The organism is Saccharicrinis sp. GN24d3 (genome assembly GCF_052400645.1).
GTDB lineage: Bacteria > Bacteroidota > Bacteroidia > Bacteroidales > Marinilabiliaceae > Saccharicrinis.
Map to the genome: position 1 here is coordinate 119,061 of NZ_JBQTGI010000001.1, position 17,608 is coordinate 136,668.

The 17,608-nt window shown below is 37.4% G+C and carries 10 protein-coding genes; 3 read left to right on the top strand and 7 right to left on the bottom strand.

Features of this window, described 5'->3' with window-relative positions; genetic code table 11:
- Positions 1 to 30: 30 nt before the first annotated feature.
- Genes speA through ACT29I_RS00510 form a run of 4 tightly spaced genes read right to left on the bottom strand, consistent with a single transcriptional unit; the run spans position 31 to position 5,163 of the window.
- The gene (gene speA / locus ACT29I_RS00495; protein ID WP_430935310.1) at positions 31 to 1,923 is read right to left on the bottom strand and encodes a biosynthetic arginine decarboxylase; all 1,893 of its coding nucleotides are present in this window, start codon (positions 1,921 to 1,923) and stop codon (positions 31 to 33) included.
- A 28-nt stretch (positions 1,924 to 1,951) separates the two neighbouring features.
- Positions 1,952 to 2,803 carry an agmatinase gene (gene speB, locus ACT29I_RS00500; RefSeq protein ID WP_430935308.1) on the bottom strand — a complete coding sequence of 284 codons (852 nt, stop codon included), beginning with the start codon at positions 2,801 to 2,803 and terminating at the stop codon, positions 1,952 to 1,954.
- A 9-nt stretch (positions 2,804 to 2,812) separates the two neighbouring features.
- A complete protein-coding gene (nspC, locus tag ACT29I_RS00505; protein ID WP_444792462.1) occupies positions 2,813 to 3,982 on the bottom strand; it encodes a carboxynorspermidine decarboxylase in 1,170 nt (389 codons plus the stop codon).
- Positions 3,961 to 5,163, bottom strand: coding sequence for a saccharopine dehydrogenase family protein (locus ACT29I_RS00510; RefSeq protein ID WP_444792463.1), 1,203 nt, complete (start codon positions 5,161 to 5,163; stop codon positions 3,961 to 3,963). The genes nspC and ACT29I_RS00510 overlap by 22 nt, the downstream gene beginning before the upstream one ends.
- Before the next feature lie 1,035 nt (positions 5,164 to 6,198).
- Between ACT29I_RS00510 and ACT29I_RS00515 the strand changes: the two genes are divergently transcribed.
- From ACT29I_RS00515 to ACT29I_RS00525, 3 genes are read left to right on the top strand one after another with little or no spacing between them, the layout of a single operon-like run.
- Positions 6,199 to 9,537, top strand: a complete 3,339-nt coding sequence (locus ACT29I_RS00515) for a SusC/RagA family TonB-linked outer membrane protein (RefSeq protein WP_444792464.1) — start codon at positions 6,199 to 6,201, stop codon at positions 9,535 to 9,537.
- Positions 9,538 to 9,548: 11 nt separating this feature from the next.
- Complete coding sequence (locus ACT29I_RS00520; protein WP_444792465.1) at positions 9,549 to 11,024, top strand: RagB/SusD family nutrient uptake outer membrane protein; 1,476 nt, start codon at positions 9,549 to 9,551, stop codon at positions 11,022 to 11,024.
- A 26-nt stretch (positions 11,025 to 11,050) separates the two neighbouring features.
- Positions 11,051 to 11,545 carry a hypothetical protein gene (locus ACT29I_RS00525; protein ID WP_430935298.1) on the top strand — a complete coding sequence of 165 codons (495 nt, stop codon included), beginning with the start codon at positions 11,051 to 11,053 and terminating at the stop codon, positions 11,543 to 11,545.
- Positions 11,546 to 11,861: 316 nt separating this feature from the next.
- Here ACT29I_RS00525 and ACT29I_RS00530 read toward each other — a convergent pair whose 3' ends face one another.
- The 3 genes from ACT29I_RS00530 to ACT29I_RS00540 are packed head-to-tail and all read right to left on the bottom strand — an operon-like array spanning position 11,862 to position 17,553.
- Complete coding sequence (locus tag ACT29I_RS00530) at positions 11,862 to 12,290, bottom strand: RidA family protein (RefSeq protein ID WP_430936915.1); 429 nt, start codon at positions 12,288 to 12,290, stop codon at positions 11,862 to 11,864.
- A complete protein-coding gene (locus ACT29I_RS00535; RefSeq protein WP_444792466.1) occupies positions 12,287 to 13,501 on the bottom strand; it encodes a pyridoxal phosphate-dependent aminotransferase in 1,215 nt (404 codons plus the stop codon). Before ACT29I_RS00535 ends, ACT29I_RS00530 begins: the two co-directional genes overlap by 4 nt.
- Complete coding sequence (locus ACT29I_RS00540) at positions 13,498 to 17,553, bottom strand: hybrid sensor histidine kinase/response regulator transcription factor (RefSeq protein WP_444792467.1); 4,056 nt, start codon at positions 17,551 to 17,553, stop codon at positions 13,498 to 13,500. The genes ACT29I_RS00535 and ACT29I_RS00540 overlap by 4 nt, the downstream gene beginning before the upstream one ends.
- Positions 17,554 to 17,608 lie beyond the last annotated feature (55 nt).

Genomic DNA, 17,608 nt, shown 5'->3' on the forward strand with positions numbered 1-17,608 from the left:
TCCGAAATGCCCTTTTGTTAAGGTAAAGGTTCATTCGAGGTAGGTATATCCATAAAGTCCGGATCGGTAATTAGAAAGAAATTCTTTTCCTTCAGTTAAGGATATTTTCCCGTTTTTCACCGATGATGTAACCCAGGTTTCTACCGCTCTCACCAATTTTTTAGGACTGTATTGCACATACTCTAAAACTTCGGCAACTGTTTCCCCATCAATGGTTTTGTTGATTTTGTAGCCATTTTTGTCTACTATAATATGAACCGCATTGGTATCTCCAAACAAATTATGTAGGTCGCCTAATATTTCCTGGTAGGCTCCCACTAAAAATACACCTATGTAATAAGACTCACCTTTTTTCACTGTATGAACGGGAAGGTGATGTGCTAAATTCCTTGTAGAGATAAAACTGTCAATCTTACCGTCGCTATCGCAAGTGATGTCTTGTAAGGTGGCATGCCGTGTTGGTTTTTCATTATGGCGATGAATGGGAATAATGGGGAATATTTGATCAATGGCCCACGAATCAGGTAATGACTGAAAAAGTGAAAAGTTACAAAAATACTTATCAGACAACAACTTGGGCAAACTGTTGAATTCATCCGGGATATGCTTTAAGTTCTGCGACATCTTATAAATACCGGAAGCAATGGACCAGAATAGTCTTTCCACCTGTGCTCTGGTTTTTAGGTCTAATAAACCCAGGCTAAAACGATCTAAAGCTTCCTCGCGAACAGATTGTGCATCGTGCCAAACTTCTAACATTTTGGTTTGATTTAAAATCTGCCAGGAGTGGTATAATTCTTTCACAAGCTCGTGATCATTCTCGTCAATTTCATTTTCTTCGGGCCAATGAGGCACAGAGGTTGACTCTAACACTTCAAATACCAACAATGAATGATGAGCCGTTAAAGAACGACCCGATTCGGTAATGATATTCGGGTGAGGAATTTTATTTTTGTTACTGGCATCCACCATGCACGAAATAGCGTCATCGACATATTCTTGAATTGAATAATTTACACTGCTTTCACTATTGGCAGATTTAGTACCATCGTAATCTACACCGAGCCCCCCACCAATATCTACAAAATCAACCTTAAACCCAAGGCTATGAATCTGCACATAAAATTGGGCTGCTTCGCGCAAGGCGATTTTTATGCGCCGTATTTTTGTTACCTGGCTACCTATATGAAAATGAACCAATCGCAGGCAGTCTTGCAGCCCGTTTGCGTTCATGAAGTCAAGGGCTTCAAGTAATTCGCTGGCTGTTAATCCAAATTTGCTCACATCGCCTCCCGAGCTTTCCCATTTGCCCGAACCCGAGCTTGACAGTTTAATGCGAATACCAATGTTAGGACGGATTTTTAAACGTTTTGCAATATCTGCAATGATTCGCAATTCATTCAGTTTTTCAACTACCAAAAATATATTCCGCCCCATCTTCTGCGCTAACAGTGCCAGTTCCACATAATCCTCATCCTTGTAGCCATTGCAAATAATTATGGAATCGCTATTTACGCTGGTGGCAATAACGGCATGTAATTCTGGTTTTGAGCCTGCTTCGAGCCCCACATTAAATTTGCGGCCGTGACTCACAATTTCTTCAACCACAGGTTGTGTTTGATTTACCTTGATGGGGTACACCACGAAATTATCGCCAGTGAAATCGAACGCTTTTCTCGCATTCTCAAAACAGTTGGTCATTTTTAAAATACGATTGTCCAAAATATCCGGAAAACGAAGTAACACCGGAGCATTTACATCTCGCAGTTGTAACTCGTCAATCACCTCTTTTAAATCCACCTTAACACCATCCTTATTTGGGCAAACAGTTACGTTTCCTTTATCATTGATAGAAAAATAATTAATTCCCCATCCTTCTATATTGTATAACTCTTTCGAGTCTTCAACGGTCCACTTTCTCATCCTAAAATACAGTCAAACAACAAAAATACTATTTATAAATCAAGCTTAATATCTGATATATGAGTTTGGCAGCCAAAAAATCGGGTGCTTTGTTTTTCTCATTAGGACATAGTTCTACTATGTCGAACCCTACAATATTAAACCCTTCGGCTACTGTTTTTACCATCGATAGCACATCGTAATATAATAATCCATCTGGCTCAGGGGTACCTGTAGATGGCATTATTGAAGGGTCGAAAACATCTAAGTCGATGGTAATATACACATTTTTAGACATTTGCTTTAAAACGTCTTTTTGCCAATTCTTATTCTTTCGCAATTGATGTCGAAAAAACATTTTTTCTGCATCAACATAAATGCTTTCATCTTCGCACATGCTTCTAATGCCTACCTGAACTATCGGAGCTACTTCTTTTGCTTTGTACATGGCGCAGGCATGGTTGTATGCCGAACCTTCGTAGGATTTTCGTAAATCGGCGTGGGCGTCGAACTGTAAAATAGTAACATCCTTATAGTGGTTGGCGATAGCATTAAATGCTCCAATACTTACAGAGTGTTCTCCACCAACCAAAACAGGAAATTTGCCATCGTTTAAGATTTTGGTTATGGCGTGCTCAACAGACAAACTCATATCTTCCGGAGTACCATTATTGGTAACGGCAGGCATGGTGAAAATACCTTTCTTTGAAACGTCGGTCATGGTTTCTATATCCAGCATTTCAAGGGTTCCTGAAGCTTCAATTATGGCTTCAGGCCCTTTGTCGGCACCTTTTATCCAGGTGCTTGTACCATCGTAAGGGACAGGCAATAGCGCAATTGCTGCTTTTTTGTAATCTAAACAATAACCATCTTCGCCACAAAAATATTTGGTGTAATCCATGATAAAAATTTAACTCAAACGGTTTTTATAATCCTCGTACGAAAAATGTTTTACCGCTCGGCATTTCTCAGTTTCTTCATTGTAAATATAAATTGATGGTAAACGAACACCATTAAAAGTGTTGTTTTTTACCATAGTATAATGGGCCATATCTCCAAATATTAAACGGTCACCCAAGGTTAGCGGACGGTCAAAGCTATAATCCCCTATCACATCTCCGGCCAGGCATGTGACTCCTCCCAATCGGTAGGTATGTTCTTTTATATGAGCTTCTTCTGCATTTAATACGTAAGGACGATAAGGCATCTCCAGTACGTCTGGCATATGGGCCGTTGCCGAGGTGTCCAGAATAGCAATATTCGTCTCGTTATATATAACGTCTTCAACTGTGGAAACCAATACCCCGGTATTTAAAGCAATGGCTTCTCCTGGTTCTAGGTAAACTTCAAGCTTATGTTTCGATTTGAATGCTTTGATGATTCTTATTAATCTTTCCAGGTCATAATCCGACCTGGTAATATGATGACCTCCGCCAAAATTAATCCATGACAAACGCTTGAATAAAAAACCAAATTTTTCTACTACTACGGCTAATGTTCTTTCCAGTGCATCGGCATTTAATTCGCATAGATTATGAAAATGCAAGCCTGTTATCCCATCAATATCGTCGATATGGTTCAATAGGTTTTTCAGGGTGGTGCCCAGACGACTATATTTACCGCTAGGGTCGTAAATAGGTGTATCTGTTTCTGAATGCTCCGGATTAACACGAATGGCGGTTTGGATATTCGGATATGCAGTCAATAGGGGTTTGAAGCGTTTGAATTGACCTGGACTGTTAAATACTATGTGGTTGGCAAGTTTAACATGTTCTTCCATATCCTTATCGGAAAAGGCAGGCGCATACACATGCAATTCGCCACCGTACATCTCATGTCCCAGTTTCGCCTCACTCACTGAACTGGCAGAAGTTCCGGGCAAATATTTTCGAACCAAGGGAGCCAGGCTCCACATGGCAAACCCTTTAAAGGCTAACAGAATTTTACATTCAGCTTTTTCCTGTACGTATTTTAACAACTGGAGATTACGCTCCAGTTGTGTTTCGTTTACTACGTAACAGGGTGTTTGTAAATCTGCTAACTCATTTTTAGCGAAATTTATTCCACTGAATTGCTCCATTCCTCAACATGCCAGGGTAAACCATATTTATTTAAATCCTCCATAAAAAGATCAGGATCAAGTTGCTCCATATTAAACACACCTTGTTTTTTCCAATGACCTTCTAGTATCATTTTGGCACCAATCATGGCAGGCACACCAGTAGTGTATGATACAGCTTGCGAACCAACTTCTTTGTAGGTTTGGGCATGGTCGCAAATATTGTAAATAAATTTGCGAACATTCTTGCCATCTTTGATGCCTTCGATAACACAACCTATGGATGTTTTTCCGGTATAGTTAGCTGCTAAACTGCCAGGGTCGGGCAACAGTGTTTTTAAGAATTCCAAAGGAACTACTTTCTGTCCTTTGTAATCGACCTCGTCAATACGGTCAAACCCAAGGTTCTGTATAACACGTAAATGCGTCAAGTACTCCTCGCCAAAGGTCATCCAAAAACGAATGCGTTTTAATCCCTTTATATTCTGACATAACGACTCCATTTCTTCGTGGTACATCAAGTACATTTTGCGTGTACCTACACCCGGGAACTCAAAATCCTGATTAACAGAAAGTGGATCTGTGCTTTTCCATTCTCCCTCCTGCCAATAACGGCCCCGTGCAGTTATCTCTCGAATATTTATTTCAGGATTAAAGTTGGTTGCGAATGCCTTGCCGTGATCACCTCCGTTACAGTCTACAATATCTATGTGGTGAATTTCATCGAATAAGTGTTTTTGAGCATAAGCACAAAACATGTTGGTAACACCTGGATCAAAACCGCTTCCTAGTAAAGCCATTAAGCCGGCTTCTTTAAATTTATCCTGATAGGCCCATTGCCATTTGTATTCAAACTTGGCTTCATCCTTAGGTTCATAGTTAGCTGTATCAAGATAGTGCACGCCGGTTTCTAAACAAGCATCCATAATAACTAGGTCTTGATAAGGTAATGCTACATTTATAACCAACTGCGGGTTGTGTTTTCGAATCAACGCAATCGTATCTTCTGTTCGATCTGCATCTAGGGCTTCAGTGATAATTTCCTTTCCCAATTTGTCTTTTACAGATTTTGCGATAACATCGCATTTGCTTTTGGTACGGGAAGCCAAAATTATTTCTCCAAATACCTCAGGAATAGCGGCACATTTGTGTACCACAACATTACTAACTCCTCCAGCTCCAATAATGAGAACCTTGTTCATTTTTTTTTAGTTATAAAAAGTAAAAGATAGAGCAGATTACGCTTTAGTCCTACTCACGAAAAACACTTGTAATTAGCATGTTTTCAGAAATGTATGTGTTGTTTTAGATTCTGAAAAAAATGCTGACAAATGTACTAAATTTTGTGATTGAAAAAACAATAAGGAAAAAAACTTTTGCCGACAGTACGCAGGACTACATTAATTTTAAAAAAGAGAAAGCTAAGTATTGGTTATAAATTGCCGATTTGCCGGTTAGCAAGATAGCCTTTGAAACCAGGGTTATCGCTCCGTTGATTACAAATAATATGGGAGCTTCTCATCTATCTTTGGATGGAGAGCCTTGCATACCAATATTTCATAATTACGACCTTTCATCTATTATAATTAGTGATTTGTTAGTAGTGTGTTCAATAAATTTCGTTGAGAAATTCAAAGCCTAATAATTGATGGGATTTAATGAAATCGATACATTCCGGCATTTGTGGTTTTTTTCAACAGCACGGTATAGCAGTAAAAGGCCTGGCGTAGTAGGAAAAAAACTTACTTGTAAGATAGAAATAGTGCATCCAATCATGTCTGTTTTATACGAGTGAATAATACTCATGAATCTTTATGGATTGTAGTAGCAGGAGATTCTTGGAATGTGAAACAAAACCAATGTTCTAATTAAGCTTTATTATCTCTTGGTATATAACTGTGCCTCATTAACAATTAAGGGCACACTTCAAATAAGTCTTACATCAGCCGCTTACATCATCCGTTTTTAAGGGTTTTTAGCCATGCGGATTATCCTACTAAAATCTCACATTGGGAAATAAGTTCAATAATGGCGCATTTGTGCAATTGAATGATACAGGTTTATTATTCAGACTTCTTTCCATCGCATAATTTTAACATTATTCAACAAACCTTAACAAGGTTAAGAAACTGGTTGAATAGGTCTGGCAATATCCTTCAGTTAAGGTTGGATTCTGATCTTGTGTATTATGTTATTGTAAATAAATCTTAATTAATGACTTACTAAATTTTAATTACATGAAAAAAAACCGAAAGAATGTAAAAATTCTGAACCTTTTAAATACCCAGTATTTAAAAATAGCAAGTTTAACTTGCCTTGGGCTCTTTATGGGTTTAGGAACGCTAGTGGCAAAGAATGGGTTGCATAATATAGGAGCTGCAACTGAAATGCAGCAAACTAAAGACCATACTGTTACGGGAGTGGTAACAGATGAAACAGGAAGCCCACTTCCCGGTGTAACTATTATAGTGAAAGGAACAACCATGGGTATCATAACAGATATGGATGGTAAATATTCTTTAACAAACCTAAATGGTACAGAAACCTTAGTGTTTTCGTTTGTAGGTATGCTTTCCGAAGAAGTAGCCATCGAGAACAAAACAATCATTAATATCCAATTGATTCCTGATGCGATTGGTATCGAAGAGGTAGTTGCTATTGGATATGGTGTGCAAAAAAAGCGAGATGTTTCTTCCGCAATTGCTTCTGTTGATGCAGAGGTATTTAAGGATAGACCTGTAGCTAACTTTGCGCAAGGGATAAGTGGTAGTGTAGCGGGAGTTTCTGTATCACAAACCAATGGTGCTCCTGGTGGAGGTAGTAATATTGTTATTCGTGGTCTTTCTTCTGTAAATGCATCCAATGCCCCTTTGTATGTGCTAGATGGACAACCTTTGCCTGCTGGATTTAGTGCTTCGGAATCGCCAATTAACTTTATTAACCCGGATGATATTCAATCGATAGAGATTTTAAAGGATGCGGCCTCAAGTGCTATTTATGGTACGCGTGCAGCTAATGGTGTTGTTTTAATTACTACCAAATCGGGGAAAAAAGGTAAAACTAAAGTCAGTGTTTCTTTAAAACGAGGCGTTCAAGAAGTACTACGCAAGTATGATGCATTAAATCGTGATGACTTTTTACAGTATTACGAAGATTCCAGAGCAAATGCCTATCTGGTGGAAGATCCAAATTTAGGTTCTGATGATCCAAACGCACCATTATGGTCACGTTTAGACTCTGATGAAACACGAATTGCCAATTGGATGGAGTATTCTCGTCATGCATCAGCTATGCAAAGCCCTACAAGTAAGCACTACAGATGGATTACAGTATCAGACGAGTTAAAAGATATGCCCTATGATACCGATTGGCAAGATGAGTTCTTTGGAACAGGTAGCGTAACGGATGCGCAAATTTCTTTTTCCGGCGGTACTGATAATTTAACATATTACGTTTCGGGAGGTATATACTTAAATGATGGTATGATAAAAAGTACCGGGTATGATCGGTATGGATTCCGTTCTAAGATCGAACAGAAAGTAAACAACTGGTTGACGATTGGACTGAACCTTGCTCCAACTATTGAAAAAACCGATGTGCTTCACAATTCAACATCAACCAGTGGATCGAACAACCCTCTTCTTGTAGCTGCACAACTTGCTCCCATTTTTCCTACGCATAACGAAGATGGTACTTTCTACCGCACAGGCATGGAGCTAAACAGCCCATGGGACTGGAACGTCGCGTTTTTGGCCAACCCATTAACCTTTGCGGATGTAACGGATCAACGTAAGACGGCACGATTAAATTCTAAGTTTTATACCGATATTACCTTGATGAAAGATTTGGTTTGGAAATCATCTTTCAATCATAATCTTAACTATAGAGAACGTAATTTCTACTTGCCAAGCTTTGTGCCAACAAGTAGTAAAAAAACGCAGCCTAACGAGGGAAGATTCGAGTATAGTAGTAGCCAATACTGGGATGTGCAGTCTTTTTTAACTTATAAAAAAAACATTGGAAACCACTCCATTTCAGCTATGGCCGGTTTCTCTATGGAAGAGTCGAGTTACAACTCGGCTTACATCAGAAAGTATGAGTTTGCACAAGATATCATTAATACCCTTAACCAGGGTACATTAGTGAAGGATATGCAAAATGATGCAAGAACAAATAAAAACAGTCAGAGTATGATTGGTTCGTTTGCTCGTGCAAGTTATAACTATGCAAGTAAATATTACTTAACCGCCTCTGTTCGTAGAGATGGTTCTTCTAAATTTGGGCTTGAAAAAAAATGGGCGGTATTTCCATCTTTTTCAGTAGCATGGCGTATTTCTGACGAAAGCTTCTTTAGCCCTCTTAACGCTTTTGTGGGTGATATGAAACTTCGTGCAGGTTGGGGTAAAATTGGTAACTCCGGTATTACTAACTATTTAGCAATAGCAGACCTGGGAAGTGCTACATATCCCTTTGGAGCAGGATCTGATGCTACAACAGGATATTATAATAGTAAAATTCCTAACCCAACATTAGGTTGGGAAACAACTAAAGATTTAAGTTTTGGAGTAGATTTATCCTTATTTGATAGCCGCATTAGTGTCTCTGCGGATTATTTTGAAAGAGATACTGAAGATATGTTGTTCAACCGACCTTTACCTTTAATAACAGGACATAGCAGCGTTATGCAGAATTTAGGTAGCATGACAAATAAAGGATTTGAGTATCTGCTAACCACCCGTAATTTTGAAGGTGAATTTACTTGGACTACTACAGCCACACTTTCTTATTATAGAAATATGGTTACAAATATCGGTTCCGATAAACGTCCTATTGTTAATAATTCAGGTTATACAACAGAAGGTCGTCCACTAGCCGGCCTTTGGGGGGTTCATTCTTTAGGCGCTTACAGCGATTGGGAAGACGTGAAGACAAATCCTATTTATGGCTCAACAAAAACTAATTGGGCTAACCGTTCACAACCGGGTTCACCAAAGAGTGCAGATGTTAACGGTGATGGAATATTGGATGATTCTGATAAAACCGTATTAGGTAATGCAACACCCGATTTTATTTGGGGTTTATCTAATATCTTTTCATATAAAGGTTTTGATATGTCATTTAAGCTTACAGGTCGCCAGGGTGGAGAAAAAATGATGACACAAGATTACAACTTTTTCTTATTCCGCGGGCAAGGACGATCGAACACTACCTATGATTATTTTAACAATTATTGGACAGAAGATAACCCTAACGCTAAATATCCTGCACCAAACCGTAAGTCATATGATTCAAATACCAGGAATCTTACAGGAGGCTTATTGTTTGATGCAAGTTATATACTTTGTGAAAATATTGCCTTAGGTTACACCCTTCCGGGTAAAATAACAAAAAAGGCTTCAATTTCACGTGCCCGCATTTATGTAAGCCTGGATAATGCGTTTTTAGTTTCTGATTACCCTGGATATAACCCAATGGGTAACTATAAAGGTGACTCTGCCCTTTCGCAAGGTGTAGATAGAACAGGTGATTATCCTTTGCCAAGAACCTTAACTTTTGGTATTAATCTTGACTTTTAAATCGAAATACTATGTATAAAAATAAAATAAATATATTGATATTATTGTTCACAGTGTTGCTTTTTGGATGCGATGACTTTTTGGACAAGCAACCGGAAGACAAATTGTCGCCTGATGTATACTATAATAATGTGGATGAGTTAAAGACCGGATTAGCTGGTTGTTATAAAGTGCTTCAGGAGGTTTATGATTATGATGGTGGTATGTATGAAAATATAGAAATGGCATCAGACGATGGAAAAGACCGTTATATGGTTGATGCAATTCATACCTTTAAGAAAACCAACGCGAATTCAGCTTCCAGAGTATGGCAGGATAACTATTTAATGATTTACCGTTGTAACGTTTTGCTCGGTATCTTGGATAGTTATATTAGCGAAGATAATGCCGAAATATTAGAAGTTGATGCCATGAAAGGGGAGTGTTACTTTTTACGTGGACTTGCCTATATGAATTTGGTTCGAACCTATGGAGATGTTCCAAAGGTAGTTAGTGTTTTTGGAGACCCTTCCGATGCATTTGGTATTGGTCGAACCCAGGTTTCAGAGATTTACAGTGATATAATTATCCCGGATTTCACAAAGGCTGTAGCAATGTGTTTTGAAAAAGGTGCCAGTCAGCTTAGTGGTGAAGAAGCGCGTGCCCATAAAGGAAGTGCGTTGATGGGGTTGGCCAAAGCACAAATGGAAATTCGGGACTATTCTGCAGCGGAAGCTACCTTAAAAAGAATGATTGTGGATAAGGAGGTTGGGGAGTATGGTTTAATGGATAACTTAACCGAAGTATTTGACCCAGCTAATAAGTTCGGTAAAGAATCACTTTTTGAGGTGAACTTTAATGTCGCGGCAGGCCAACCTTCATGGTATTTTAGAAACATGACCAATGATATATCTTACGTAATAGGTACAACATATACCAATGTTTTTATGGTAACACACGACTATCTTCAAGAACTTCATGATGCGGGAGATTTTGAACGTTTAGACTTATCTGTTGATTCCGGTTATGTTGAAGGAGCTACTCCTGAATATCAGGCGTTTCCTAAAAAGATGGCTCCGGATAGAGCTGGAAGGGTTGCTGTAAAAGATTTAGGCACAGATTACAACTTTATTGTTTTCCGCTATGCTGATGCGTTGTTAATGTATGCAGAATGTTTAATGAACAACGGTAAAACAAGTGATGCTATTCCTTATGTAAATATGGTAAGGGAAAGATCAAATGCCACACCTCTGGCCGCTGATTTTAATCTGGATATTTATAGGATTTTACATGAAAGAAGGGCAGAGCTTGCTTTTGAGTGCCATCGATTCTGGGACTTAAAACGTACGGGGAAAGCTGTTGAAATTATTTCGGAAGCACTAATGACTGTTACAGGTGAAGATTATGGACAAGAAGATCAACCCATCGAACCATACCAGTTGCTATTTCCAATTCCTACAGCAGAAATTCAAAAGGACCAAACGCTTCCGCAAAACGCAGGCTATTAATAAGGTAATAATATAATATTATGAAAATGAAACAATTTAGAATTATATCTATGATACTACTTCTGTTTTCGGTGGTATTTGTATCATGTTTAAAGGAGGATATACCTACACCTAAAGTGAATGGCGTAAAGTTTTATATCCTTAATGAAAAGAGTAAATACGAAGAGGTAACTAACCCGGTAAGTGGTGTAAGATATACGGTTGCCGTTGATAGTGATGCTGACATTATTGTGTTTTGGCCCGGATCAGAACGAGAGGTAATGAAAATGGTTGATAATGTGACCGACTCTATAGATATTAATGGCAATCAGGTATTGACGAAAAGTAATTACTACAGTGACTATGGTTTGCTACGAGCAAAAGGCATAAAAACTAGTTTAAATGAAGAAATTGGTTGGAATGCATTGTATACCTATCCGGAATCCGGTACGTTTACAATGACAGTGGTTGCCACCAATCATGGTTATGATTCTTACGAATTTGATCAGAGAACATTCCCATTTGACATTACCATTGAGTAATCAAAGGGAGATTTGAATGATAAAAGGGCTGTCTTAAAAAGTACTAGTGAGACAGCCCTTATTTTTTATCAAAAAAAATAGGGGACAAACCAAAGAATTGGATGGTTTAGTAAGTTAAATCCGGATTATGCATTAGAAAATCTATTACACATTGAAATTGTTTCAAAACAAGACACTCCGCTGCTTCACTTCAACTCACCATAACGATGCTCCCGAAAGTAATCGGGACAATTTATGCCTCGTTTCAGTAATGCCTTGTTTTATTGTACTTGCAATGCTCATGACGAACCTCCAATACATAATCCGGGTTAAATGATTAGATTTTAGCAATCAATGCTATTTCAACCGGAGCATTAGAAGGTAAAGAAGCAACACCTATCACTACACGACTTCCAATACCATTGGAACCAAGTTCTTCTATCAGTATATCAGTAGCAAAATCAGCCATCTTTGTATGCGCTGAAAATTGATTTTCAGTATTCAGATATACGTTTAGCTGAATGACCTTAGCTATTTTTTCATTTTTTTGCAGACATGATTGTGCAGCAGCCAAGGCATTTAAGGTGGCCAGTTGTATCGCATTTTTATGACGATCTGCTAGGTCACTAGCTCTAATCTGTCCAGAATAAATAAGTTTCCCTGCTTGCCGAGGTGTCATACCAGAAGTATAAATCAGATTATTGGTTCGCACAGCAGGTAGATACTTACCTTGTGGGATGGGCTGTTCCTTTGCCTTTTCTGTCATACGCTATAAATTTCTGCTATTTTTACAATGCGTTTTGCTGCATCAATTGCGGCTTTGTGATCCTGCGAAAAGTTTAGTCGGATATGATTGCTGAAGGAAGGGGCAAATTCGGTACCCGGAGTAACAGTGACCTTGGCTTGGTAGCGAAGCAGGCGTACAAAAGTATTTAAATCGATACCTAATGGTGGAAGTGTAGGAAAAAGGTAACTACCAGCCTGAGGAATCGATGTTTTTAGGTGAGCTTCATTGAAAATTTTCAATAATCTATCCCGAATAGCCTCATGTTCACTAATTCGCTTTTCTAACCAGCCCTTAGGTTCTTGAAACCAAGTTTCCAGAACTGCCTGATTATACCCTGAAGCACGCAATGATACGATGGCTTGAAGACGTTCCATCCTATCAATTAATTTAGGTGTGCCAAATGCAACTCCCAAACGAAATCCACTAAGTGATTCTGTCTTGGAGGGACCCATTATGGTGATAGTATTTTCCGGTTGCACTTTACAGGAACAAAAATGAGTGTAATTTTCCCCACTATATAACATTCTTGAATAAAGTTGATCCACAATTACCGTAACGCCATACTTTGCTGTCAACGTCCCAATATGATGTATTGTAGTATGGGAATATACCAGACCTGTTGGATTGTTAGGTGTTGAAAAAATCAACACCTTAGTTCCTTTTTTTAGCGCATCTTCCAACCGGTCAAGATCTATGCTATTTGTAGGGGATGGTTTTTGATAATTTAATGGAATCGGCACGACTTCACCACCGAAGAATCTAACAAGTTTACGATTGGCAAAATAGTCGGGCTCTATAACAGCAACTTTAGTGCCTTCTGTAACGGAAGTAGCTAATGCCATAAATAAAGCACCTTGTGTTCCGGGTGTTATAATCAATTCATTATCTGCCGAAATTGCTCGGCCGGTAAACTTACCTATACGCTCAGCTAATCTTTCTCTAATTTCAAAAGCACCGCGATACTCTGTATAGGCCTGTTGGGCTCCTTTCCTAAATCCATCGTTCCAAATTTTATCAGAACCTGGAGGTGGAGGAAAGGCATCTACATCTCCATGGGAGAAATCAACGGGTATACCATTCATTTTACCACCGCGCATTATTGTACTAAGATCCGTCATAACTTGCCGAATCTCTTGACCAGGAGCATTGTCAGCTTCTAGGATTTTAAATTTCTCATCAAGTGTCATCATCTTGTAAGATTAATATTTTTTGCCTCTTTAATTTTAAAACGATATTCTTTAGGGGTTGTTCCATACTTCTTTTTGAACGATCTGATAAAATAAGAAGTCGAATTAAAGCCAACCAGTGTGCCAATTTCATCAATATTGTATTTTTGAGACTTCATTAATTTAACAGCGTGCGTTAGCCGGATATCACGAACAAATTCGGTAGGACTTTGGTTTGAATAGGCTTTGATTTTTCGATGTAATGTGCTTTTACTAATATGTAGTTCTTTCAATACATTTTCAAATTTAAAGTTTGAATTTCTTAAATTAGTCTCTACTATGGTTTCCAGTTTTTTAATTAGTGAAGGTTCTGCTGTTGAAGAATAATTGTGTTGCTGTTTCATTAATTCATTTTCACGAGATACCTTATCCACCTTGGTAAGAATGTTTTCTATTTGTGCCAGCAATAAAGTCTCGTCAACCGGTTTGGTAAGATAAGAGTCAACGCCTTTCATTAAACTTTCTTTTTGATATTTGCTTTCGGAGAGTGCAGTTAAAATAACGATAGGGATAGCTGAGGTCTTCTTGTTGTCTTTTATTTTTTGAACCAACTCATTACCACTTAAAACTGGCATTAAGATATCAGATATCAATAAGTCAGGGACTATCTCATTGGCAATTTCAAAGGCCTGCTGTCCGTTTTTTGCCGTTAATACTTTATAATATTCTGCCAGAAAATCTTTTAAATAGGATCTTAGTTCGTCATTATCTTCTGCCAATAAAATAACTGATTTTCTACTGCTTTTATTACTGCTTATATCTTCAGTAATGGCATGGTCATTGGTGTTATTAAAATTTGAAAACTGGGAGACAATGCTTTCTCTTATGAATTCACTATTCTTTTGATAAGGCATGTTCAATATAAATGTAGAACCTTTGTCTTCTTCTGATGAAATTAACAGGTTGCCATTGTTTAATTTGGCATACTCCTGACATAAGTGTAAGCCTATACCCGTTCCGCTTCCCTTTTCGTTGGGGTCAACAAAAAAACGGTCCATAATGGTTGGAAGAATTTCCTTTTTAATGCCTTTGCCAAAATCGCGTACTTTAATTTCAATTGATTTGCCAATTATTCGTTTGCCGGTGAAAATATAGTTGTTGTAGCTTTCTTCGGTAAGGTCTTTATTCTCAAGTGAAAGAAATATTTGACTTTTTTCATTCGAGAATTTCAGTGCGTTGGCAACCAAATTGTAAATTATTTTCTCGATCATGTCCATATCCACCGTTACCCACATTGATTTGTAGGCAGAATTAAATATTAGTTCGATTTGTTTTTCAGTGGCCTGATGCTCAAAACACATGAGAACATCGTTGCAAACAGACACAATATCAGTCTTTTTAAAGTTTGCTTTCAGTTTCCCTACTTCTAACAATCTAAAATCAAGTATTTGGTTTGTAAGTCTCAGTAAACGCGATGAGTTTCTTTTAATGATTAACAAGTGTTTGGTAGTTTTTTCGTCATATTGGAATATATTCAATAAGCTGTTTAAAGGTGAAATAACCAGTGTCAGCGGAGTCCTTATTTCATGCGAAATATTGGTAAAGAACCTAAGTTTTTCATCAAATACCACTTTATTAGCTTCGCTTTTATATTTTTCGGTAAGTATTTCTTTTCTTAGTTTTATTTTCAGGTTTAACTCCCTCCATACAATAATGCTTAAAAATAGAGTAACTATTAAATAAAGTAATACAGCGTACCATCTTCTCCAGATTGGAGCAAGAATTTTTATTTGAATTGTTAATGGGGTGTGGCTCCACAAATTATCATTGTTAGAGCCTAAAATCTCTAAGGTATATTCGCCCGAAGGTATCTTTGTAAATGTAATGTCTTTATTGTGTTTAATTTCAACCCACTCATTTTGATAGTTGATTAGGCGGTAACGAAACTTGTTTTTCTGAGGTTTGATAAAGTTATTGGCCACCACACCCAAGGTTAATGAGTTTTGATTATAGTTTAGTGTTATATTTTTAACCTGCCCAATAGGCATTGAGTTAGTTTCGATCTTGCTTTTTTCGTTAATAGGTTTGTTATTGATCAATAATTTGGATAAAAATACATCAGGCGCAATTGAATTTGTTTTGATATGATTTGGGTCTATAAAACAAAAACCGTTGGAGGAACCAAAAAACACCGTCCCGTTTTGCGATGAATAAATGGCGTTGGGGTTAAAAAGGTTGCCGGAAATACCATCTCTTAAATTAAATTGCTTTAGTTTATTTGTATTGTAATCACATGAGAAAATTCCGTGATTTGTGCTAAGCCAGATATTCTTCCGGTTATCCTGAACTATTCCATATACGTCTGATTGACTTAGGGTGTTATCCTTACCGATAGGAATTAATTCACCAGAAGTAAGCGATAATTTATAAACACCATTTCCTCTCGTACCCACCCAAAAATCTCCTTTGCGATCTTGCAATATGGTATATAACCACATGTTATTGAAAAAATCGACGGAATCTTTGCTAAAATAACGTTTCAAAGAATCTTCATTTTCATTTTTGTAAAGCAACCCATTCTCAGTACATAACCAGAGCCTGTTCTTAGAGTCGAATAATAACTTATTAATAAGCAGTTGCCCCTCTGAGTTCGCTGGGTTTGTGTGTTTGACGTGATGAATAAACTGTTTTTGCTGAAAGTCATACTTACTTAATCCAATATATGAACTTCGGGAAGCAATCCATAGCTCTCCATTTTTGTTATAAGCAATTGAAGATATTACAGAAGAATCAAGCGAAATGTTCCGATTTAACTTTTTAATTTTTTTGAGTTTGCTGTTGTAGTGCCATATCCCCTGAAATATTGTTCCAATAAAGATATCTTTGCCATCGCCTTTAGCAAATGATTTTATAGCAGAGAGTTTTTCGTTTTCAAAAAGAGGGGAGTTAGAGTTAAATTCGCTGTGGTGGTTCGAAAAAAGATTTATTCCTGATTGTTCGCTCCCAATTAAAATATTACCATCTGTGTCTTCTGTAAATGATGATATAATACTTTGTGATTCGGTTTTTTCGTTAGGAACTTTACGTATGTGACGGAATCGATAATTGACATCTTTGTAATATGCTAATCCTCCAGCCCATGTGCCAACCCACACACCGCCGTTTATCCCTAATTGAAAGTCATAGATACTGTTAAAGGGTAGTCCTGTATTTTTGTTACTGGTAATTATTTCGTTTTCATCATCGTCAATAACCATAATTCCCTTATACGTACCAATCCATATTTCTCCATTATTGGTTTTAATAATATCCCTAACACGGTTATCGGGTAGATGATATTTCGACGAAACACTTTTATTAATTTCATATAACTTCTTTCCGTTATGGTCAATTACAACAACACCCTCTTTGTCATACCCTATATATGTATTATTGTTGTCCTGGCAGATACTTTTAATGGGCGCAGAAATTGATTTGTAAACCAAATTAAAGTTGGAGGTTGGATGCTTTCCTTTAAAGATACATCCATCTTTTGTTCCAAATATAATATGGCCAGTATTATCAACATTCAAAAACGTGATATCCGTTTTTAAGCCAGAGTTATACTTTATTTTGGTGAGTGTTTTATCTTCCGGTGTAAAATAATATAATTCTCCTTCTATAATTATAAGGAAGTTATCATTGTTAAATTGAACAATACTTTGTATTCCATAGGTTTTTCCACCTTTGGGTATTATTTTGGTAAAAGTGTTGTCGTATTTGTTTTTTTTAAACAGCCCCTTTTGTGTGCACACCCAAATATTACTGTCATTGTCCTTATAAATGTATTCTATATTATATGCTATAGTGGAGGTGTCATTGTAAAGCTCAATTTTTTCTATTGTAGAAGTATTATAATAATAAAGCCCATTGCTGCAACCAAACCAAACCATTCCATTACTGTCTTCGGCAATGGTAGTTATCGCATCATAAGCAAAACCTGATCCGGGAGAAATTTTCTCAAAAAAATATTTGGAGTTATTCCCAAATAGTAACTGAGAAATGAGAATGAATATAACGATTAATGTCTGTCGCATAGAGAACTTATTGATATCCCAAAATACGATAAAATGAAAAGTTTTATGCCTTTGT